Source organism: Methylobacterium sp. Leaf125 (assembly GCF_001423085.1).
GTDB lineage: Bacteria > Pseudomonadota > Alphaproteobacteria > Rhizobiales > Beijerinckiaceae > Methylobacterium.
In genome coordinates this window covers 507,796-527,861 of sequence record NZ_LMNU01000001.1, presented here as the reverse complement: position 1 = coordinate 527,861, position 20,066 = coordinate 507,796, and the positions used below count along the sequence as shown (strand labels likewise).

General features: G+C 70.7%; 15 protein-coding genes. 3 read left to right on the top strand and 12 right to left on the bottom strand.

Annotated elements, in window-relative coordinates:
• Nucleotides 1-69 precede the first annotated feature (69 nt).
• The 6 genes from ASF58_RS02365 to ASF58_RS02340 form a co-directional block, all read right to left on the bottom strand.
• A complete protein-coding gene (locus ASF58_RS02365) occupies nt 70-942 on the bottom strand; it encodes a phosphatidylcholine/phosphatidylserine synthase (RefSeq protein WP_055946909.1) in 873 nt (290 codons plus the stop codon).
• Between the two features lie 9 nt (nt 943-951).
• Entirely contained in the window at nt 952-1,662 is a 711-nt protein-coding gene (locus ASF58_RS02360) for a phosphatidylserine decarboxylase (protein ID WP_055946907.1), read from the bottom strand.
• Between the two features lie 234 nt (nt 1,663-1,896).
• The gene (locus tag ASF58_RS02355; protein WP_055946905.1) at nt 1,897-3,111 is read right to left on the bottom strand and encodes an MFS transporter; all 1,215 of its coding nucleotides are present in this window, start codon (nt 3,109-3,111) and stop codon (nt 1,897-1,899) included.
• Nucleotides 3,112-3,335: 224 nt separating this feature from the next.
• Complete coding sequence (locus tag ASF58_RS02350; protein ID WP_055946903.1) at nt 3,336-5,006, bottom strand: methyl-accepting chemotaxis protein; 1,671 nt, start codon at nt 5,004-5,006, stop codon at nt 3,336-3,338.
• 291 nt (nt 5,007-5,297) lie between these two features.
• Nucleotides 5,298-7,571, bottom strand: coding sequence for an OmpA family protein (locus ASF58_RS02345; protein WP_055946902.1), 2,274 nt, complete (start codon nt 7,569-7,571; stop codon nt 5,298-5,300).
• Nucleotides 7,572-7,661: 90 nt separating this feature from the next.
• On the bottom strand, nt 7,662-8,678 hold the full coding sequence (locus ASF58_RS02340; protein WP_055946900.1) for a DUF2865 domain-containing protein: 1,017 nt from the start codon (nt 8,676-8,678) through the stop codon (nt 7,662-7,664).
• A gap of 166 nt (nt 8,679-8,844) precedes the next feature.
• On the opposite strand from ASF58_RS02340, the gene ASF58_RS02335 reads away from it, so the two are divergent.
• Nucleotides 8,845-9,360 carry a CreA family protein gene (locus ASF58_RS02335; protein ID WP_103708182.1) on the top strand — a complete coding sequence of 172 codons (516 nt, stop codon included), beginning with the start codon at nt 8,845-8,847 and terminating at the stop codon, nt 9,358-9,360.
• Between the two features lie 46 nt (nt 9,361-9,406).
• Here the strand turns inward: ASF58_RS02335 and ASF58_RS02330 are convergent, their stop codons facing one another.
• The gene (locus ASF58_RS02330; RefSeq protein WP_055946897.1) at nt 9,407-9,745 is read right to left on the bottom strand and encodes a hypothetical protein; all 339 of its coding nucleotides are present in this window, start codon (nt 9,743-9,745) and stop codon (nt 9,407-9,409) included.
• Between the two features lie 328 nt (nt 9,746-10,073).
• Here ASF58_RS02330 and cysS point away from each other — a divergent pair, with 328 nt between their 5' ends.
• Nucleotides 10,074-11,453 carry a cysteine--tRNA ligase gene (gene cysS / locus ASF58_RS02325; protein ID WP_055946895.1) on the top strand — a complete coding sequence of 460 codons (1,380 nt, stop codon included), beginning with the start codon at nt 10,074-10,076 and terminating at the stop codon, nt 11,451-11,453.
• Nucleotides 11,454-11,484: 31 nt separating this feature from the next.
• Here cysS and ASF58_RS02320 read toward each other — a convergent pair whose 3' ends face one another.
• Complete coding sequence (locus ASF58_RS02320; protein WP_055946893.1) at nt 11,485-12,087, bottom strand: TIGR00730 family Rossman fold protein; 603 nt, start codon at nt 12,085-12,087, stop codon at nt 11,485-11,487.
• 221 nt (nt 12,088-12,308) lie between these two features.
• Here ASF58_RS02320 and ASF58_RS26940 point away from each other — a divergent pair, with 221 nt between their 5' ends.
• Nucleotides 12,309-14,288, top strand: a complete 1,980-nt coding sequence (locus ASF58_RS26940; protein ID WP_055946892.1) for a LysM peptidoglycan-binding domain-containing protein — start codon at nt 12,309-12,311, stop codon at nt 14,286-14,288.
• A gap of 11 nt (nt 14,289-14,299) precedes the next feature.
• Here ASF58_RS26940 and ASF58_RS02310 read toward each other — a convergent pair whose 3' ends face one another.
• From ASF58_RS02310 to ASF58_RS02295, 4 genes are all read right to left on the bottom strand, one after another.
• Complete coding sequence (locus tag ASF58_RS02310) at nt 14,300-16,243, bottom strand: ABC transporter ATP-binding protein/permease (RefSeq protein ID WP_055946890.1); 1,944 nt, start codon at nt 16,241-16,243, stop codon at nt 14,300-14,302.
• Between the two features lie 117 nt (nt 16,244-16,360).
• On the bottom strand, nt 16,361-17,758 hold the full coding sequence (gene gltX, locus ASF58_RS02305; protein ID WP_055946888.1) for a glutamate--tRNA ligase: 1,398 nt from the start codon (nt 17,756-17,758) through the stop codon (nt 16,361-16,363).
• Nucleotides 17,759-17,814: 56 nt separating this feature from the next.
• Nucleotides 17,815-18,954: a complex I NDUFA9 subunit family protein gene (locus ASF58_RS02300; protein ID WP_055946886.1), complete on the bottom strand. Its 1,140-nt coding sequence runs from the start codon at nt 18,952-18,954 to the stop codon at nt 17,815-17,817.
• A 157-nt stretch (nt 18,955-19,111) separates the two neighbouring features.
• Nucleotides 19,112-19,828, bottom strand: coding sequence for a sulfate transporter family protein (locus ASF58_RS02295; RefSeq protein ID WP_055946884.1), 717 nt, complete (start codon nt 19,826-19,828; stop codon nt 19,112-19,114).
• Nucleotides 19,829-20,066: the final 238 nt, after the last annotated feature.

The window sequence follows — 20,066 nt, the reverse complement described above, 5'->3', positions numbered from 1 at the left end:
TGCCCGAACGGAACGCTCGGGCGGCGATCAGCTTAGACGAAGACAACCAGCGAGCGACAGCGCCGCGCGTCAGATGTCCACGGCCCGATCGTGGGCGGGCTGCGCCGGTTCGGGGAGATCGTCGGCCGCGCCGATCCCGGCGGAGCCCTGCCCCTCGGCCCTGGCCCGGCGGCGATACTGCGCCGCCCCGATCGGCAGGGTGATGAGGTAGCCGAGCGCCAGCGCCACCATCGCCTCGAACGGAAAGCTGATGAACAGGCCGAAGGCCGCCACCACCACGAGGAAGATCGGCAGGACCCAGTCCCGAGGCACGCGCTTGCCCATGGTCTTGCCCGAGAAGGTCGGCACGGTGGAGACCACCAGCAGGGCGATGCAGAGCATGTAGCCGAGCACCACGGGGGCCGCCCAATGCTCCATCGGCAGCCCGAGGAAGTTGAGGTAGAGGGGCAGCATGGCCGTCAGGGCGCCCGCGGGCGCCGGCATGCCGACGAAGAAGTCCTTCTTCCAGGCCGGGCGGTTGGGATCGTCCAGCATCGCGTTGAAGCGGGCCAGCCGCAGGGCCATGGCGATGGCGAAGATCAGCGCGACGATCCAGCCGACCGAGCGCAACTCCTTCAAGGCGAACCCGTACAGGATCAACGCCGGCGCACAGCCAAAATTGACGAAGTCCGCCAGGGAGTCGAGCTCCGCCCCGAAGCGCGAGGTTCCCTTGAGCATCCGGGCCACGCGTCCGTCGATGCCGTCGAGGAAGGCGGCGGCCACGATGGAGATCACCGCGGGCTCGAACTTGCCCTCGAAGGCCAGCCGGATCGCCGTCAGCCCGAGGCAGAGCGCCATCAGGGTGATCATGTTCGGCGCGATCATCCGGAACGGCACCGGCTTGAAGCGGCGCGGCCGGGGCTCGTTGGCGTCGGGGGCGAAGGGGGGGAACAGGTCGTCCATGGGAACCCCTCAGATGCGCCGGAACATGCGCTCGGGCCCGCCGCCGAGATCGGCGAGCACGGTCTCGCCCGCCACCGCCTTCTGACCGAGGCCGACGAGCACGCGGGTGCCGACCGGAAGGTAGACGTCGACCCGCGAGCCGAAGCGGATCAGGCCGAAGCGCTCGCCGACGTTCAGGGTGTCGTTGGCGTGGACCCAGCCGACGATGCGGCGCGCCACCAGCCCGGCGATCTGCACCACGCCGATGCGCAGGGGCTGCCCCCTGTGGGTCGTCTCCATGACGAGGCCGTTGCGCTCGTTGTCGTCGCTGGCCTTGTCGAGCTCGGCGTTGAGGAACAGGCCCGGCGTGTAGTGGATCTGCCCGATCCGGCCCGTCACCGGCACGCGGTTCACGTGGCAGTCGAACACGTTCATGAAGACCGAGATGCGCAGCATCGGCTCCTGTGGCAGGTCGAGCTCCGGCGGGGGCAGCACCGTCGAGATGAGGTTCACCCGTCCGTCCGCCGGCGAGACCACGAGGCCGTCGCCCACGGGAGTGATGCGCTCGGGGTCGCGGAAGAAGTAGCAGACCCACAGGGTCAGGATCAGGAAGACCCAGCCGAGGAACTGCGCGAAGTAAGCGCCGATCACCGTCAGCACGATGCCGATGACGATGAAGGGATAGCCCTCCTTGTGAATCGGCACGAGCGTCCGGCGAATCGTCTCGAGGAGATCGGTCATGGGTGTTTCGGACTGCTTTCGTCTGATGGGCGCCCCCGGAAGGCTCCCTGGGCAGGGGCCCCCTCATAAGGCACGGAGCGGCGTCCGTCATACGGCGAGGCCTCCCAGCGCGGTTTCGGATCAGGGACGCGCGAGGCCTCCCAGCGCGGTTTCGGATCAGGGACGCGCGAGGCCTCCCAGCGCGGTTTCAGGACGTGGACGCGCGAGGCCCCTCCAAGGGACCGGGGATGGGGGTCAGCCATCGGCCTGGACGAGGGGCGGCAGGCGGGCCAGCCGCAGGGCGATCGCCAGCGCGAGGCCGTAGAGGGTCGCGAAGAACGTCACCACGCCGATCCAGCCCGAATGGGCGAAGAACCAGCCGCCGGCGGTGCCGAGCACCGAGGAGCCGAGATAGTACAGGCACAGGTAGATCGACGAGGCCTGGGCCCGGTCGCGCAAGGCCCGGCGCCCGACCCAGCTGCTGGCCACGGAATGCGCGCCGAAGAAGCCTACGGTGACGAGGACGATGCCGAGGATGATCAGCCCGAGATGCGCGGACAGCGTCAGGGTCACGCCCGCGAGGCCCAGGAGGATGGCGAGCCACAGCACCTTGCGCCGCCCGAGCCGGCTCGCGATCTCGCCCGTCAGCGCCGAGGAGACGGTCCCGAACAGGTAGACGACGAAGATCGCCCCGATGGCGCTCTGGCTGAGGGAGAAGGGCGGATCGAGCAGGCGAAAGCCGATGTAGTTGTAGATGCAGACGAAGCCGCCCATCAGCAGGAACGCCTCCGCGAACAGCCAGGGCAGACCGGGATCGCGGAAGTGCTGACCGAAGGTGCCCGGCACCTCGCGCCAGCGCATCCGGTTCGCCCGGAAGCGGCGCGAATCCGGCAGCAGGTAGACGAAGGCGATGGCGGCGAGGAGCGCCAGCACGCCGATGGTGCCGAGGCCCCAGCGCCAGGAGGCATGGTCGGCGATGATGCCGGCGAGCAGGCGGCCGACCATGCCGCCCGCCGCGTTCCCGCCGATCAGCAGGCCCATCGAGAGGCCGATGGCGCGCCCGTGCATCTCCTCGCCGAGATAGGCCATCGCCACGGCCGGCAGGCCGGAGGCGGCGAGCCCCGTGAGCGCGCGCAGGGCGAGGAAGCCGTGCCAGCTCGGCACCAGCACCGCGACGATGGTGAGAAGTGCCGAGGCGAACAGCGAGGCCACCATGATCGGCTTGCGGCCCCAGACCTCCGAGAGGGGACTGACCACGAGGAGCGCGATCGCCAGCATGGCGCAGGGCAGCGACAGGGCGAGACTGCTCTCGGCCGGAGAGACTGCGAAGTCGTCGGCGAAGACGGGCAGCAGCGGCTGCACGCCGTAGAGCACCGCGAAGGTCGAGAACCCGGCGGCCCCCAGCGCGATGGCGGTGCGGCGGAAGGCCGGGGTTCCGGCCTCGATCAACCGCTCGCTCGCCTCGTCCATGGATGCTCCTGCGGAGTCGGCCCGGAGGCCGTGACACGCCGCAGCGGATGATCTCGCCCGGCCACCGGCCCGCGCGAACGGGGCCGGACGGCACCGGATCCCCAAGGGTTTGCGCTGCCGAGCCGGGTATATAGGCCGGGCCGACGGCGGGGAAACCGCATCGGCGCGCGCCGTGACGGGAAATGCCGTATGTCGCGGAGCCTGTCCGGCGCCGGATGGGCCGCTCAGGCTGCCCGCACGGTGGCGAGGAAGCGGGCGACCTCGGCACCGAGATGCTCGGACTGGCGCGAGAGTTCGCTCGCGGAGGACAGCACCTGGGCGGCCGCGGCGCCGGTCTCTTCGGCGGTGCCCGCCACCCCCGCGATGTTGGCGGTCACCCGCTCGGTGCCGACCGCCGCCTGCGAGACGTTGCGCACGATCTCCTGGGTCGCGGCGCCCTGCTCCTCCACCGCGGCCGCGATGGTGGTCGACACCCCGCTGATCTCCCGGATGCGGTGGGTGATGCTGTCGATGGCGGTGACCGCCTGTCCGGTCGAGCCCTGGATCTGACCGATCTGGGTCCCGATCTCCTCCGTGGCCCGGGCGGTCTGGTTGGCGAGTTCCTTGACCTCGGCCGCCACGACCGCAAAGCCGCGGCCCGCCTCGCCGGCGCGCGCCGCCTCGATCGTCGCGTTGAGGGCCAGGAGGTTCGTCTGCCCCGCGATCATGGAGATCATGGCGACGACGTCGCCGATCTTGGTCGCCGCGGTGCTGAGATCCTGGACCAGGGTCACCGTGCGCTCCGCCTCGACCACGGCGCGCTGGGCGAGCTGGGCCGAGCCGTCGACCTGACGCCCGATCTCCTGCACGGAGGAGCCGAGTTCGTCGGCCGCCGCCGCCACGGTACTGACGTTCGAGGCCGCCTCTTCCGCCGCCGCCGCCACCGTGGTGGATTGGCTGGCGGTCTCGGCGGCCGTCCCCGACATGCTCTGGGCCGTCGTGTGAAGCTCCGTCGCCGCCGACGTCACCATGGTGATGATATCGCTTACGGCGGTCTCGAAGCCGTCCGCCATCCGGTGCATTCCCTGCCGACGCAGGTCCTCCGCGGCGAGTTCGCGCGTCCGTTGCTGCTCGCGCAGGTGCGCGGTCTCCCGCAGGTTGTCGCGGAAGACCGACAGGGCCGACGCCATCGCGCCGAGTTCGTTGCGGCGGGCCGCGAACGGGATCTCCACCGCCAGGTCTCCGGCCGCGACGGCCTGCATCGCGCCGGTGATCCGCGTGATCGGGCGCGTCACGCCGGAGAGGACGAACAGCGCGCCACCCAGGCCGATCAGGACGGAGATGAGGCTGACCGCGACCGTGAGCCGGAGGGCCTCGTCGTAGCTGGCCTGCGCGGCGACGTCCGCAGCGACAGCCCCGCGATTGTTCAGCGCGACGTCGTCATCGATGACCTTCATCACGCCTTGGTAATCGGACCGGACGGCCTCGTAGCCCGCGACCAGCGCGGCCTGATCCCCGGTCGTGAACCGGTTCCGGAAGTCGGCGCGCAGCCCGTTGTAAGCCGAAAAGCGCCTGAGGATATCATCGGCGAGCACCCGTTCCTCAGGAGACGTGACGAAGGGTTGATAGGATTGGAGCGCGGTTTCGACCGCCTTCGAACGTTGTGCGTTCAGGATGTCGAGCGCTGCGAGCGGTTCCCTGCCAAGGGCGTAGCGCGCATTGAGCAGTTGCAAGTTCGTCATTGCAAACCTGATCTCTCCCAAGCTCCTTACGCTTGGAAGCCAAGATCCTGAAATATCCGTCGCAGCAGATCGGACGTTTCTCAGACCACTGACCGCAATGACACCTTGTAGACAGAGAGCTGCAACGATCGAACCAATTATTGCGATCAATATCCACTTGAGCCTGATGTTCATTGTCAAGTCGGCGCGCTAGAGATACTGTCATATCTGCTGCGGGCAGAGCACAACAGGCCTTGAGAGACGGCCTATATTGATAGACTCAGCGATTAAAAAAGCGATAAACGCCGCTCTGAAGAGAATCGTGGTCCGGTGCGAGGTTCGGGGTGATCGGCCGAAGACGGGTGTGATCCCGCGCCAACCGTCTCCGCACCTGTGCGGGGGCAGGAGCGCACCGGTGTTACGTTGCGTCACCGGCCGGGAGCCGTGCGTCCGACGAACCGGGATCCGGTTCGTCGGACGGCGCCGTCAGCGCGGCGGGGCTTCGGCCTGCTGCTGGATCAGCGGGGTGATGCGCCGGACGGTGACCCGGCGGTTCTCGCGCGAAGCATTCTGGGTGTTCACCTTCAGGTTCTGCTCTCCGTAGCCCTGGGTGGTCAGGTTCTCGGGGGGCACCTGGAAGTTCTGGGTCAGGACGGTGGCCACCGACTGCGCCCGGCGGTCGGAGAGCGAGAGGTTGTCGATGTCGGCGCCCACGGCGTCGGTGTAGCCCTCGATCAGGAACACCTCCTGCGGATTGGCCTTGATCGCCCGGTTCATGGCTGCCGCGATGGTCGAGAGGCGCGCGGCCTGATCCGGCGTCACCGTGAACGACCCGGTGTCGAAGTTGATCGTATCGATGTCCACACTCCGCATGCGCGCCCGCAGCTGCGGGCTGTAGCGCACCTGATCGAGGGTGTAGCGCCGGTCCACCGCCACCACCGGCGGGGCCGACAGGGCCTCGTAGACGGTGCGCTCGTCGGCGCCGTCGTAGTCGACGACGTAGCGATCCCGCGGGATGCGGATATCCGGCGGCGGCAACTCGACGACGTCCTCGTAGATCGGCCGCGCGACGCCGCCACCGAAGCTGTTGTCGATGATGACGACCTCGCGCCCGTCGCGGAAGCGACGGGACCGGCGCACGAGGCGGCCGTCGTCGTCCACGATGGTGACGATCTGCTCGCCACCGGGCCGGTCGAGATACGTGATGGTATCGCCGCCGCGGCGCTCGCTGCGATAGGCGCGCCGGTCGAGATCGCGGAAGCGCTCGTTCTCGTCGTGGCGGATGAAGTAGGTGTCGCGGTCGCGCACGATGATGCGGCCGGGCTCGCGGATATAGGTCCGGCCCCCTTCCGAGAACTCGCGCCGGTCGCGGCGCACCTGATCGTAATCGCGCACATCGTCGTCGTCCCGGAAGCCGCCCGGCACGTAGCCCGGCCGCCCCGGCGCGTTGAAGCCACTGCGCGCGTCGCGGCGCTCGAAAGCGTCCCGCCGCTCGCGATCCTCGCGACGATCATCGATGCTCCGATCGTCGCGGCGGGCGTCGCCGGGCCGGAGATCGGGCCGGCCCGCGTCGTCGCGGCCGAGGCCGGGCCGGTCGGGGCCGTTCCGATCGAGTCCGTTCCGATCGGGTCCGTCGCGCCGCAGGTCCCGGGTCCCGGAATCCCGGGCGGCCGGATCTCGCGGATCCCGGCCGCCCGGGACCGGCCCATCCCGATCCGGCCGGGCATCGACCGGGTTGGGACCCACGCCCGGACGTCCGTCGGAACGCTGCGTGTCCGGATTCGGGGCGCCGGGGGGGACGAACGGACGTCCCGGGACGCCGGGACGGGTATTGGGTGCCGCGGCACCGGGCTGGCCGGGCTGCGGAGCCGGCGGAGCCGGCTGGCCCGGGGCACGCGGCTCGCCGGGGGCATTGGGACGGCTTGGCTGGGCTGCGCCCGGCACATTCGGGGTGGCGGGATTGCGGATCTCGGGCGCGTTCGGCGTCGGGGCTTGCGCCGGAGCAGGAGCTTGCGCCGGAGCCGGCGCCTGGCGTGGCAGCGCGGGCGCCGGACGGCTTGGCTCGGGCGCGGCGGGGCGCTCGGGCGTGTTCGGCCGGTCGGGGGTACGCTCGCGTGCGGCCGGCGGAGGCGACGGACGCTCCCCGGGCGCATCGGCCCCGGGGGCGCGGCGCTGCGGCGCTTGATCCCGGTCCGCACCGGGGCCGCGCTCTTCGCGGGCGGGGCGCTCATCGCGGGCGGGACGCTCTTGGCGCGGCTCCGGGCGAGCGGCAGGACGCTCGGCCGGCGCGGCCGGCGCACGTTCCTGGCGCTCCTGACGCGGCTCCTGACGGGGTTCCGGCCTCTCCTGGCGCGGCTCGGGGCGGGGGACCGGTCGTTCCTGGCGCGGCTCTGGGCGCTCCTGACGCGGCTCCGGCCGCTCCTGGCGCGGCTCGGGGCGGGGTGCCGGTCGTTCCGGACGGGGCTCGGGGCGTTCCTGGCGCGGCTCCGGCCGCTCCTGACGTGGCTCGGGGCGGGGTGCCGGTCGTTCCTGGCGGGGCTCGGGGCGTTCCTGACGCGGCTCGGGACGCTCGCGTCCGCCGCCGGGCGGCCCGCCCCGCGGACCTTCGGCCCCTCCACCCCGGGGTCCCTCGCCGGGCCCGGCTTGGGCCAGCAGGATGGTGCCGCCCGACGCGGAATCCTGCCGGGCCAGGCTCGGGCCGGAGAGGATCAGGACAGGCAGGACCGTGCCGGTCAGGAGGAGGTGGCGGATGCTCCGCATCGAAGGTCACTCACGTCGTTGATGAGGCCTTCGGAACAGAATGCGAGCGGGATGGTTCCCGTTTCCGGCCGCGCGACGCCGGCTGTCCGCTCAGGGATTCCCCGGCCGCGCGGCGGTCGAGAACAGGTTCGGAGCGATGATGCGCACCGGCTGGCGCTCTTCGCCCGCTCCCGGCGCTGCGGCGGCGACGGCCGGCTCCGGCTGCGCAGGCGCATCGGAGGCGACGGCGGCATGGCGCGTGGCGGCGTCGGCGGCGAGGCCCGCGGCCGTCTTGTCGGCCCGGCCCACCAGGGTCAGGCGGACCTTCGGCGGGCGCGACAGGGCCTCGGCCTGCATCGGCGTGACGAAGATGTCGCCCTTGTGCCGCACCAGCATGCTCTCGGCCTTGACCAGGGACTGGGCCCAGCTCTGCCCCTCGCGCTTGCACGAGCAGTTCGGCGTGAAGGACGTGCGGAACTTGAAGGCGTTCGGCAGGGCCGTGTAGGCGCGGCTTCCCTTCACGGTGGCGGCCTGTTTCAGGGCTTCGTCGCCGTGCGGCATCGAATAGGCCGCCGCTTCCGCGCCGGGGCAGAGGGCCTGGCAGAGCTCGTCGGCACCCTCGCGGCCATCGGGCAGGTTGGTCATCGGGAAGTAGGCGCCGTCGCAGCTGCGCACGCAGATCACCTGCGCGCCGCCGCGCGCCCGCGCCTCGCCCGGAATCCCGTCCGCCTTGATCAAGCTGCGGCTCGCCGGATCCGTGCAGGCCGCGGCGATCGCCTCGGTGAGCTGCTGCCGACGAGCGGCGGTCACCTCACCGTTCTCGGCACCGTAGCCGGCGTTGAGCGCGCGGATGCGCTGCTCCACCGCGCCACATTGCGGGGGGCGCGAATCGAAGAAGAGGAAACGCCCCCCCTCGCAGTTCAGGGTTCGATAATAGGCATTGAGGCGGCCGATCTCGTTCTGCAGAGCCCGCGCGGTGCTGGCCCCGTCGCTGAGGCCGGCGAGTTCGGAGCGATAGCGCAGGCAGGCGGAGGTCTGCGCCTCGGCGATACCCGTCAGGGTGGTGACGGCGAGGACGCCGGCGAGCCCTCGGACGAGCGTGCGGATCTGGGAGGGGATCAGCGGCATGGCCTGATTGCAATGGATGGCGGGACGCCGCCGCGCGAGGTCCCCCGAAGGGAACGTCAACGAAGCGGAGGCGAACGGGCTCAACACAAGTTTATTAGCGCCCCTCGCACGACCGCGACACCCTTCCCACATCCGGCCGGAACAAACTGAGGGGAATGATACGATGATGTGGCTTCGGGGTCTCACAGGCTGTGCGCTGGCGCTGGGGCTCGGCCTTGCCGCACAACCGGCGCGGGCGGACGATGCGGACCGCATCTTCGACAAGTCGACCGTGTGGCGGCCGCTGACCCCCAACGACAAGCTCGTGGTCTACGGGATCGACGACCCGTCGGTGGCAGGGGTCGCCTGCTGGTACACGCAGCCGGAGAAGGGCGGCATCAAGGGCACCCTCGGCCTCGCGGAGGATGTCTCCGACATCTCCCTCGCCTGCCGCCAGGTCGGCCCGGTGCAGTTCAAGGGGAAATTCAAGCAGGGCGAAGTGGTCTTCAGCGAGCGCCGGTCGCTGATCTTCAAGTCGATGCAGATCGTGCGCGGCTGCGATACCAAGCGCAACACGCTGATCTACATGGTCTATTCGGACAAGGTGATCCAGGGTTCGCCCAAGAACTCCACCTCGGCCGTGCCGCTGATGCCCTGGGGCACCGAAGCGCCGCCGCGCTGCGACGCGTTCATGGAGAAGTAGGCCGGAAGACCGGGTCGTCGTGCGACGGGGCGGCCCGGCCTGCGGATCAGTCCTGGCAGGTGATTCGGATCGGGCGCTCGGCGGGCTTCGCCACCGGGGCCGGCGGGATCGCGCCGGTATATTCGTCCTGCGCGGCGACGCCGAAGGAGCCGGCGGAGGCGAAGCCCTGCGCCTCGCACCAGGCATTGGCCACAACCTGGCCGCAGGCGCTCTCGCCGTTGGTGAGGCAGTCGCCGACGCCGTACCCCTCGCTCGACGGGATCAGGAACGTCTTCTCGACGGTGCTGGGGGCCTTGGCCGGGCTCTCGCCGTCGGAGGCCAGGACGCCGTGGGCGGTGAGGGCGAGGGCGAGAAGAGCGCCGATACTGGCGGCCGCGCGGCGCATGGGCAGAACCTTGCTGATGTCGGAAGCGTATGGGGCGAAAATTTCACGGCACCGGGTTAACAAACCCTTTCGCCGCGTCGTGCTTTTCGAGGCAGCCGTTTCCGAGGCGTGCCGGTCTGGCGGCGTTCTCGAATTGCTCATGGTTTTGAGGTAGCGCAGGACGGGCGGCCCGGCCGTCGCCTTCGCGCAACAGGGCCCCGGGCGGAACGCGGCGACGGTGTGGCGGGCGGTTGGGTGCGCTGCGGCAAAAGCCGCGCGAAACCAATGCGCTGCGGTGTTTCAGGGACGGACGGGTCCGGATGGGGGCCCGGGACGTAAGGAAAGTTTCATGGCCTCGATGTTGCGGCTCTACAACACGCTGACCCGCGAGAAGGCCGCCTTCACGCCGATCGATCCGACGAACGTGCGGATGTATGCCTGCGGCCCCACCGTCTACGACGCGGCCCATATCGGTAACGCCCGGCCGATCATCGTCTTCGACCTGCTGTTCCGCCTGCTGCGCCAGCTCTACGGCGCGCCCCACGTCACCTATGCCCGCAACGTCACGGACGTGGACGACAAGATCAACGCCCGGGCCGCCGAGCGCGGCATCAGCATCCGCGAACTCACCGACGGCACCCTGAAAGCCTTCCACGCCGACATTCGCGAACTCGGCGTGCTGATGCCCGAAGACGTCAATGTGCCGGGCGAGCGCCCGCGCTTCGTCGAACCGCGGGCCACCGACCACATCGCCGAGATGCACATCATCATCGCCGGCCTGGTGACGCGCGGCCACGCCTACGTGGCGGACGGCCACGTGCTGTTCGACGTGCCGTCGATGCCCGATTACGGCGCCCTCTCGAAGCGCCCCCTCGACGAGATGGAGGCCGGAGCTCGCGTCGAGGTCGCGCCCTACAAGCGCTCGCCCCTCGACTTCGTGCTGTGGAAACCCTCGAAGGCCGGCGAGCCGTCCTGGCCCTCCCCCTGCGGAATCGCGGAACCGGGCCGGCCGGGCTGGCACATCGAGTGCTCGGCGATGTCGTGGAAGCATCTCGGCGAGCGCTTCGACATCCATGCCGGCGGCATCGACCTCATCTTCCCCCACCACGAGAACGAGGTCGCGCAGTCACGCTGCTGCTTCGGCACCGACGTGATGGCCGACGTCTGGCTCCACAACGGCTTCCTCCAGGTGGAGGGGGAGAAGATGTCGAAGTCGCTCGGCAACTTCATCACCATCCGGGACGTGCTGAAGGATTGGCCCGGCGAGGTCGCACGCCTCGCCATGCTGAAGACCCATTACCGCCAGCCGATCGACTGGACCCTGCGTGGCCTCGAGGAGGCGGCCCGGATGCTCGACCGCTGGTACGGGGTCGTTGGCGACGTGGCCGCGGCCGAGGCGATCCCGGAGGGCGTGCGCGAGCCGCTCCTCGACGACCTCAACACCGCCGCGGCGCTCGCCGAGCTGCACCGCCTCGACGAGCCGGCAGCGCTGAAGGCGGGCGCGAACCTCCTCGGCCTGCTCACCCAGACGAAGTCGGCGCGCGACCAGGGTACCATCCGGGCGGCCGGCGTCGACGTCGCCCGGGTGGAGGCGCTGATCGCGGACCGGCGCGCGGCCCGGACCGCCAAGGACTGGGCCGCCTCGGACCGGATCCGCGACGAGTTGCTGGCGATGGGCGTCGCCCTGAAGGACGGCAAGGACGGGACGACCTGGAGCGTGGCGACCTGAATCGGGCGGCCGCCACCGGTCGGGCTCCGCGTCAGAACCGCTCCGCCACCAGGGCCTCGGCGGCGGGCGCCGGCGCGACCGATCCGGCCGCGTCGCGCAGGAGGCCGACCACGTCGGCCGCCTCGCTGGCCACGAGGTAGCTCAGGTCGAGCCCTTCGCGGATGAAACCCTGGCCCCGCATGTGGTCGAGGAGCGTCAGGAGGGGCGTCCAGAAATCCGCTACCGAGAGCAGCAGGATCGGCTTGTTGTGCTGGCCGAGCTGCGCCCAGGTGAGCTGTTCCACCAGCTCCTCCAGGGTGCCGATGCCGCCGGGCAGGGCCACGAAGGCGTCGGAGCGCTCGAACATCAGCCGCTTGCGGGTGTGCATGTCCTCCACCACGATGGTCTCCTGGATCTCGTCGAGCATGCGCTCGCGCGATTTCAGGAAGTCGGGGATGATGCCGGTGACGTGGCCGCCGTTCTCGAGGACCGCCCGGGCGACGGTGCCCATCAGGCCGACATTGCCGCCGCCATAGACGAGGCCAATCCCGGCCTCCGCCAGGGCCTTGCCGAGGGTCACGGCCGCGGCCGTGAAGGCCGGATCGCCGCCGAAGCCCGAGCCGCAATAGACGCAGACCGTCCTTACCGGAGCCATGCCGGACCTCCCTGATGCGCCGCGGACAGGACCCGTACGCCGCGGTCCACGCGCCAAACTGCTGATTTTACGGAGGATCCGGCCGCGATCCGGCGGGTGTGATTTGGTGATCCGGTCATGTTCGCTAATATGTCGCCATCAATCGCCGGTTTGTCGACGGGCCCGATCCCGCGGCGATGGAATTTCGGCCGCCGTGCCGGTGGACGAAGGAGTGGCGTGTCATGAGGGCGGAGTTGCGACGGAGCATCTTCCTCGCCTGCGTGGGGCTTCTGGCGGGCTTTGCCCTCGTGGTCACCCTCTACGGCGCAGGCACCCTGTTCAAGCGCGGCCTCGGGTCCCCGGCGGGCTCCGGTGCCACCGAGGAGAGCGCTGCTCCCGCCGGCAAGCCCCCCGCCCGGACGGATGGCGCGGCCGAGCCAAATCCGCCGGTGCGGCGGGATGCGAACCCCGGGGAGGGGGCGGCGCCGACGGGAAAGCCCCTGGCGGCCCTGGAGCCGGGCCAACCGCCGGGGCAGGCCTCCGGCACCCCGCCGGTCAGCGAGGCGCCAACCTTCGACATCATCCGGATCGAGCCGAATGGCGAAGCGGTGATCGCCGGGCGGGCCGCGCCCAACACCACCGTCGAGCTTCTGCGCGACAACGAGCCGATTGCCCGTGCGCTCGTCGATCCCTCCGGCCAGTTCGCCATCGTGCCGCCGGCCCTGCCCACCGGCAACAGTGAGATCACCCTGCGGGTGCTCGGCGCCGACGGTCAGGCCCGGATCTCGCGCGACAGCGTGGCGGTCGTGGTCTCGCCCCATCGCAATGCCAAGCCCCTCATCGCCCTGACCTCCCCCGGCAAGCCCACCATCGTGCTGTCGCAGCCGGATCCGACTCCGACGCCGCCCGGGACCACCCTTGCCGATGCGGGCAGGAGCGGGGCGGGAAAACCCGCCTCAGGCAACATCGAACCCGGCAAGACGGAAGCCGGCAAGTCGGACGCTGGCAAGACGAACGCCGGCAAGACGGACCCCAGCAAGACCGATCCAGACAAGGTTGCCCCGAGCAAAGGTGTCTCGGGCAGGAAGCTCCCAGCCGAGGCCGGCCGGACCGGCAAGGCCGATGGCGGCCTCGCAACGACCATGCCCGACGACCACGCTCCCCAGAATCCGGTCCCGACGGCGGAGGCCGGCCCCGCCAAGGCCGACGCGGACCGCACCGGGCCGGTGAAGATCGTCAGCGTCGAGGCGGAAGAGGGTGGACGGCTCTACGTCACGAGTCAGGCCCCGCCCGGGGCCACCGTGCGGCTCTATCTGAACGACGCCCTGGTGGCACCCGGCAGTGCCGGCGCGGACGGGCGCGTGGCCTTCACCATCGGGCGCGGCGTCCGGCCGGGTGACTACAAGGTCCGGGTGGATCAGGTCGATCCCGTCTCCGGCAAGGTGAAGACCCGCTCCGAGGTCGCCTTCAACGTGCCCGCGGCCGTGACCAAGCCGGCGGCATCGGGGACGGGCCGGTCGTCCGAGGGCGCGGCCCCCGTCGCACAGCAAGGCAATCCACCGCCGGCGGCCTCGGTGCCGGGCCCGGTCGCACGCCTGGGAACGCCGGAGAACCCGGCCACGCTGCCCCCGGCGGCCGGGCCCCGGGCAGCGGCCCCTAAGGCGCCAGCCGCGCTCCCCCCTGCGAATTCGGAGGCCGGACTGCCACAGGCCCCGACGCCGGCCCCCACCCTCACGCCGGGGCAGCAAGCACGGACGTCGCAAGGACTTCCGTCGCAAGGACTTCCGTCGCAAGACCTTCCGTCACAAACCCTTTCCTCACGAGAATCTCCCTCGCGACAGCCTTCGTCGCAGCAGCCGACGCCGCCGGCCCTACCGCGCCCCGCTTCGATCACGCCGCTCGCCCCCGTCCAGGCCGAGGCGCCCGGGCCGCGAAGCCCTGGTCCGGAGACGGCCCAGACACCCGCCCGGATGCAGGCCCCGGCTCTGGCGGAGCGGAGCTCCACGGTCTTCGTCCCGGAGATCGGGACCGCGACGATCATCCGGGGCGACAGCCTGTGGCAGATCAGTCGGCGCATCTACGGCAAGGGCACGCGCTACACGGTGATCTTCGACGCCAACCAGCCGCAGATCCGCAATCCCGACCTGATCTACCCGGGCCAGATCTTCGTCCTGCCCACCGACGGGACCGCGGCGGTGCCGCAGCCCGACAAGCGGGGCTGACGGCGCGGCCCCTACGCGGCGGGAACCGGCTCCGGCACGAGGGCCGGTCGCTCCTTGGGCAACGGCAGCGCCGCCTCGCTGCGCTGGAGGATCTCCAGAGCGGCATCGGCTTCGCGCTGACGGCTCCACAGGGAGGCATAGACGCCGTTTCGCTCCAGCAGGGTGGCGTGGTCGCCGCGCTCGACGATGACGCCCTTGTCGAGGACGATGATCTCATCCGCATTGACCACCGTGGAGAGGCGGTGAGCGATGACCAGGGTGGTGCGGCCCTGGCTCACCGTGTCGAGGGCGTCCTGGATCTCGCGCTCGGTGAAGGAATCGAGGGCCGAGGTCGCCTCGTCGAGGACGAGGATCGGCGGTCCCTTCAGGATGGTCCGGGCGATGGCGACGCGCTGCTTCTCGCCGCCCGAGAGCTTCAGGCCACGCTCGCCCACGGGGGTGTCGTAGCCCTCCGGCAAAGCGGAGATGAAGCGGTCGATCTGCGCCAGGGCGGCGGCGGCGCGCACCTCGGCCGGGGTGGCGTCCCAGCGGCCGTAGCGGATGTTGTAGCCGATGGTGTCGTTGAACAGCACCGTATCCTGCGGAACCATGCCGATGGCCGCCCGCAGACTGGCCTGCCGGACCCGCGAAATGTCCTGGCCGTCGATGAGGATACGGCCGCCCTGCGGCTCGTAGAACCGGAAGAGGAGGCGTGACAGGGTCGACTTGCCCGCCCCCGAGGGCCCCACGATGGCGACCGTCCTGCCCGCCGGGACCTCGAAGCTGACGCCCTTGAGGATGGGCCGGGCCGGGTCGTAGGCGAAGCGTACGTCCTCGAAGCGCACCACGCCGTCCGAGACGGCGAGGGGCAGCGCATCCGGCCGGTCGGCGATCTCGGGGTTGCGGTGCAGGATCTGGAACATGTCGTCGATGTCGATCAGCGCCTGTTTGATCTCGCGGTAGATCATGCCCATGAAGTTGAGCGGCATGGAGAGCTGCACCAGCATCGTGTTGACCAGCACGAAGCCCCCGAGGGTGGTGCGCCCGGCCATGATGTCGCGCGCGGCCAACCACATCACGACGGTCATGCCGATCGTGAAGATCACCGCCTGACCGGCGTTGAGGACCGCGAGAGAGACGTAGGTCTGCGTCGAGGCCTTCTCGTACTTGGCCATCGAGACGTCGTAGCGCTCGGCCTCGCGCAACTCGGCACCGAAATACTTCACCGTTTCGAAGTTCAGCAGCGAGTCCACCGCTTTGGTGTTCGCATCGGTGTCGGAATTGTTCATCCGCCGGCGGATCTCGATGCGCCACTGCGTCGCCTTCCAGGTGAAGGCGAGGTAGGCCGCCACCATCACGAACACGACCACCGAGTAGATCCAGTCGAACTCGTAGGCGAGGACGCCGATCACGAGCAGGAACTCGACGATGGTCGGCACCAGGGTGAGCACCATCAGGCGCGAGAGCTCCTCGATGCCGCCGCGCCCACGCTCCAGCACGCGGGTCAGGCCACCGGTCTTGCGCTCCAGGTGGAAGCGCAGGGAGAGCCGGTGCATGTGCTCGAAGGTCTGGAGCGCGAGGCGGCGCACCGCATGCATCGCCACCTTGGCGAACAGCCCGTCACGCACCTGCGTCAGCCCCGCCATCAGGATGCGCGAGAGGCCGTAGAGGCCGATGAGCAGCATCGGGGCGGCGAGCAGGCCGGTGGGCACGGCCGCGCCCGGCACGCCGCTGGCCGCCTTGGGATCCGTCATCGCCACCAGGGCGTCGGTGGCCCACTTGAAGGTGAAGGGCGTCACCATCGTCACGAACTTGGCGACGATCAGCAGGCCGAAGGCGAGGAAGACGCGCCGCTGCAGGTCGGGCCGGCCGTGGGGCCAGAGATAGGGCCAGAGGCGGCGATAGGTGGCGACGAGGCCGGGGCGCGCGGGCGGCGCGGCCACGGCCGGTGCCGCCGGGGCGGGATCGGTGCTCATTCGGATCTGGGGCTCGGGATGAAAACGGCGTCGGGCCCGCATATAGGCGTGCCACCCGGCCAGGGACAGTCACCCGTGCCGGTGGGTCGGGCCTGCATGCACCGCAGGGACCCGGCGTCAGCCCTCTCCCGCCAGCCGGCGCAGGACGACGTCCCGCCCGATCAGCGGCAGCAGGCCGGCAAGGTCCGGCCCGTGCTCCAGGCCCGTCAGCGCGAGGCGCAGCGGCATGAACAGCGCCTTGCCCTTGGCACCCGTGGCCGCCTTCACGGCGCCCGTCCAGGCCTTCCAGGTCTCTGCGTCCCAGGGCTCGGCCGGGAGGAGCGCGGCGGCGGCCCCGGTGAAGGCCGGATCGGCGATGACCGGGGCCACGGGCCCGGTGACCACGCGCCACCAGTCTCCCGCCTCCGACACCTTGGCGAGGTTGGGCCGCACCGCCTCCCAGAACGCCGCCGCGCGCTCGGACGCGACCCCTTGCGCCGCGAGGCGGTCCGCGACTTCGACATACTCCATGGCATGGACGAGGCGGGCGTTGAGCCCGTCGAGCTCGTGCGGATCGAACTTCGCCGGCGCCCGCGAGATCTGCGCCAGATCCACGAGGCCGGCGAGTTCGTCGAGACCCGCCACGGCCCGGACGGATTCCGCCGAGCCGGTGAGGACGGCGAGGGAGCGCACCGCCCCCGGCTCGTAGCCGGCCTCGCGCAGCCCTCGGAGCGAGAGGTGGCCGAGGCGCTTCGAGAGCCCCTCCCCGTCCACGGTGGTCAGGAGGTTGTGATGGCCGAAGACCGGGATCGCGCTGCCCAGGGCTTCGAAGATCTGAACCTGCACGCCCGTGTTGGTGACGTGGTCCTCGCCGCGGATGACATGGGTGATGCCCATCTCGGCGTCGTCGACCACGGAGGGCAGGGTGTAGAGATAGCTGCCGTCGGCGCGGATCAGCACCGGATCGGAGAGCGAGGCGCAATCCACGTGGGCCTCGCCCCGCACCAGGTCGTCCCAGGCCACCGTGCGGGCCTCGAGCTTGAAGCGCCAGTGCGGCTTGCGCCCCTCCGCCTCCAGGGCGGCCCGCTCGGCCTCCGTCAGGGTCAGGGCGGCCCGGTCGTAGATCGGCGGCTGGCCGCGCCCGAGCTGGCGTCGGCGTCGACGCTCCAACTCCTCCGGCGTCTCGTAGCAGGGATAGAGACGCCCCATCGCCTTCAGCCGGGCGGCGGCCGCGTCGTGGATCGCCACCCGGTCGGATTGCCGGGCGAACAGGTCCGGCACGATCCCGAGCCAGGCGAGGTCCTCGGAGACGGCGGCGGCGAATTCCGCGGTCGAGCGCTCCCGGTCGGTGTCGTCGAGGCGCAGCAGGAAGCGCCCGCCTCGCGCCCGGGCGAAGAGCGCGTTGAGGAGCGCCGGCCGGGCATTGCCGATATGCAGGTAGCCGGTGGGCGAGGGCGCGAAGCGCACCAGGGGTGCGCCGGCTTCAGGCGACGCGACTTCAGGCGACGCGACTTCGGGTGGAGAGGCTTGGGTCATGGTCGCCCTCTAGCCCATTTCGACGGGCCTGAGGACTCCGGTGACGCGCGGATGCGTCAGCCCCGGGTACCCCAGCGGACGCCCATCCGGCTCGGAGCGTTGGAATCCGGCCCCAGGGCCGGACCGCTGCCGCTGCGGGGCACGAAGGGCTTCGGGGCCAAGGTCTCGGGGATGGCGCTCTCGTGCTCCTGCATCTTGGCGAACTGGCCCGCCTTGCGGAAGCGCCAGAGGTAACCCGGCACCACGGCCTCCATGGCGGTGGGCTGCAGGCCGATGCCCTCCAGGGTGCGCCCCTCCGCCTTGGCCGCCTCGGAGACGACGTTGTCGTTCTGGAGCAGGATGACCTGGTCGCGGGTCAGCTTGAGGCTGTCCGGCAGGAGGCCGAGCGTGAGGGTGTCGACCACCTCCAGGGCGCGGGCCTGGAGCAGCGCCGCGGGCTGGGGCAGGCCCAGGACCACGCGCTTGCGCATCGTCACCTTGAGCATGTAACGCACCAGCGCCTCGAGGGTCTCCACCTCGGGGCCGCCGAGCTCGTAGACCTTTCCGGCGGGCACGTGGCCCTCCACGGCGCGAGCCACCGCCTCGGCCACGTCGGCGACGTAGACGGGCTGGAAGCGCGACGCGGCGCCGGCCAGCGGCAGCACCGGCAGGGCGCGGGCCAGGGCGGCGAAGCGGTTGAAGAAGCTGTCGCCGGGGCCGAACACCAGCGAGGGCCGCAGGATCACGTGCGGACCGCCGGCCTCGGCAACCCGGGCCTCGCCGACGGCCTTGGTGCGGGCGTAGTGTGAGGGCGAGTTCGCGTCGGCGCCGATGGCCGAGACATGGACCAGGGGCGCGCCGACGGCGGCCGCCGCCCGGGCGATCTCGCCCGCGCCCTCGGCCTGGAGCTGCGAGAAGCTCTGCTTGCCGGTCTCCTGCAGGATGCCCACGAGGTTCACGACGATGTCGGCCCCCTGGACCGCGCGGGCGATGGACTCCGGGTAGCGCAGGTTGGCCTGCACGGCGACGATCTGGCCGACCTTGCCGAGGGGCTGCAGGAACAGGGCGAGATCGGGCCGGCGCACGGCCACCCGGATCCGGTAGCCGCGCTTGGCCAGCGCCCGCACCACGTGGCGCCCGAGGAAGCCCGATCCGCCGAACACGGTGACGAGCTGCGCGGCGGGGCGGGTCAGGGGGAGGGTCTCGAAGCCGGTCATCGCTCGTGCGTCTCGAAAAGCGGCGCCCGCGCCCGTCCGGCCCCTTGCGGGGCATGGATCGGCGCCGGTCCTTGAGCCAGGTGCAGCGTATCTAGACCACTTCCAGGCCAGACGGGAGGCCGCCTGGTGAAATTCGGACCCGGCTGTTCCGATGGCCTTAGCGCAGGCGCGGCTGGGGCTGCGGGCCGGCGACCGGGGTACGCCGGCTGAGGCCCTTGTGAACGTGCACCATCAGGGCGATGCCGAAGAGCGGGGTGACGAGATTGAGCACCGGCACCACCATCAGCCCGGCGAGGAGCACGCCGGCGAGGAGCGTGGTGCCGCCGTAGTGGCGGCGCATGGCGCCGGCCTCCGCCATCGGCCGAAAGCGCCCGGCGGCCAGTTCGAAATACTCCCGCGACAGCAGGTAGGCATTGGCCCCGAAGAACGCGACCAGATTCACCCCCGGCACGAAGAACAGGATCAGCGCCACGAGGTTCACCAGCAGGGCGAGGCCGGCGAAGCGGACGGCGTAGAACATCGCAGTGCCGAGCGGCAGGGCGAGACCGGGCGGCTCGTCCGGAAAATCCGTGCGCTCGACGATCTCGGCCGCGTCGTCGAGGAAGTAGCCAGCCACCAGGATCGATACGGCCGGCATGACGTAGGCGAGGCCCACGAACAGGCCGGCCCCGGCGAAGAACACCGCCAGGGTATCGAGGAAGGGATAGTCCACGGAGAGATGGTGCTGGGACAGGAACCAGTTGATCGCTCGCGTCAGCCCGAGCCAGACGACGACGAGGATACCCACGGTCAGTCCGAGGGACTTCCACAGGATCGCGCGCAAGGGGGCTGAGAACACCTGCCGGACGGCGGCGAAGGCGGCCTGGATGAGCATACCTGGGAATCCCGTGGTCGTGGATCGATCCGTTCGCGAGGACCCGGCCTGCGTCGCCCCCGCGCGCGCCGTGTCCCGAGGTTCTGGCTATGGCGATGCGCCGGCGCAAGTGCGGACCATCGCTGCACCACCCGTCCCGCCGGGCGGCAGATGGGCGATTCGCGGCACCGATCCTGGACACCGGAGTTTTCTGGCGTGTGACCGGATTGCGACCGGAGGCGCGGTGTCGCCCGGCACC

What these genes read in the sequence shown, in the direction of transcription:
- ASF58_RS02335 (WP_103708182.1), top strand. Translation starts at nt 8,845, where the DNA reads ATGTGGCTTCGGGGTCTCACAGGCTGTGCGCTGGCGCTGGGGCTCGGC.
- ASF58_RS02310 (WP_055946890.1), bottom strand. Translation starts at nt 16,243, where the DNA reads ATGAGCACCGATCCCGCCCCGGCGGCACCGGCCGTGGCCGCGCCGCCC.
- ASF58_RS02350 (WP_055946903.1), bottom strand. Translation starts at nt 5,006, where the DNA reads ATGAACATCAGGCTCAAGTGGATATTGATCGCAATAATTGGTTCGATC.
- ASF58_RS26940 (WP_055946892.1), top strand. Translation starts at nt 12,309, where the DNA reads ATGAGGGCGGAGTTGCGACGGAGCATCTTCCTCGCCTGCGTGGGGCTT.
- ASF58_RS02300 (WP_055946886.1), bottom strand. Translation starts at nt 18,954, where the DNA reads ATGACCGGCTTCGAGACCCTCCCCCTGACCCGCCCCGCCGCGCAGCTC.
- ASF58_RS02295 (WP_055946884.1), bottom strand. Translation starts at nt 19,828, where the DNA reads ATGCTCATCCAGGCCGCCTTCGCCGCCGTCCGGCAGGTGTTCTCAGCC.
- ASF58_RS02340 (WP_055946900.1), bottom strand. Translation starts at nt 8,678, where the DNA reads ATGCCGCTGATCCCCTCCCAGATCCGCACGCTCGTCCGAGGGCTCGCC.
- ASF58_RS02320 (WP_055946893.1), bottom strand. Translation starts at nt 12,087, where the DNA reads ATGGCTCCGGTAAGGACGGTCTGCGTCTATTGCGGCTCGGGCTTCGGC.
- ASF58_RS02365 (WP_055946909.1), bottom strand. Translation starts at nt 942, where the DNA reads ATGGACGACCTGTTCCCCCCCTTCGCCCCCGACGCCAACGAGCCCCGG.
- ASF58_RS02355 (WP_055946905.1), bottom strand. Translation starts at nt 3,111, where the DNA reads ATGGACGAGGCGAGCGAGCGGTTGATCGAGGCCGGAACCCCGGCCTTC.
- gltX (WP_055946888.1), bottom strand. Translation starts at nt 17,758, where the DNA reads ATGACCCAAGCCTCTCCACCCGAAGTCGCGTCGCCTGAAGTCGCGTCG.
- ASF58_RS02345 (WP_055946902.1), bottom strand. Translation starts at nt 7,571, where the DNA reads ATGCGGAGCATCCGCCACCTCCTCCTGACCGGCACGGTCCTGCCTGTC.
- cysS (WP_055946895.1), top strand. Translation starts at nt 10,074, where the DNA reads ATGGCCTCGATGTTGCGGCTCTACAACACGCTGACCCGCGAGAAGGCC.
- ASF58_RS02360 (WP_055946907.1), bottom strand. Translation starts at nt 1,662, where the DNA reads ATGACCGATCTCCTCGAGACGATTCGCCGGACGCTCGTGCCGATTCAC.
- ASF58_RS02330 (WP_055946897.1), bottom strand. Translation starts at nt 9,745, where the DNA reads ATGCGCCGCGCGGCCGCCAGTATCGGCGCTCTTCTCGCCCTCGCCCTC.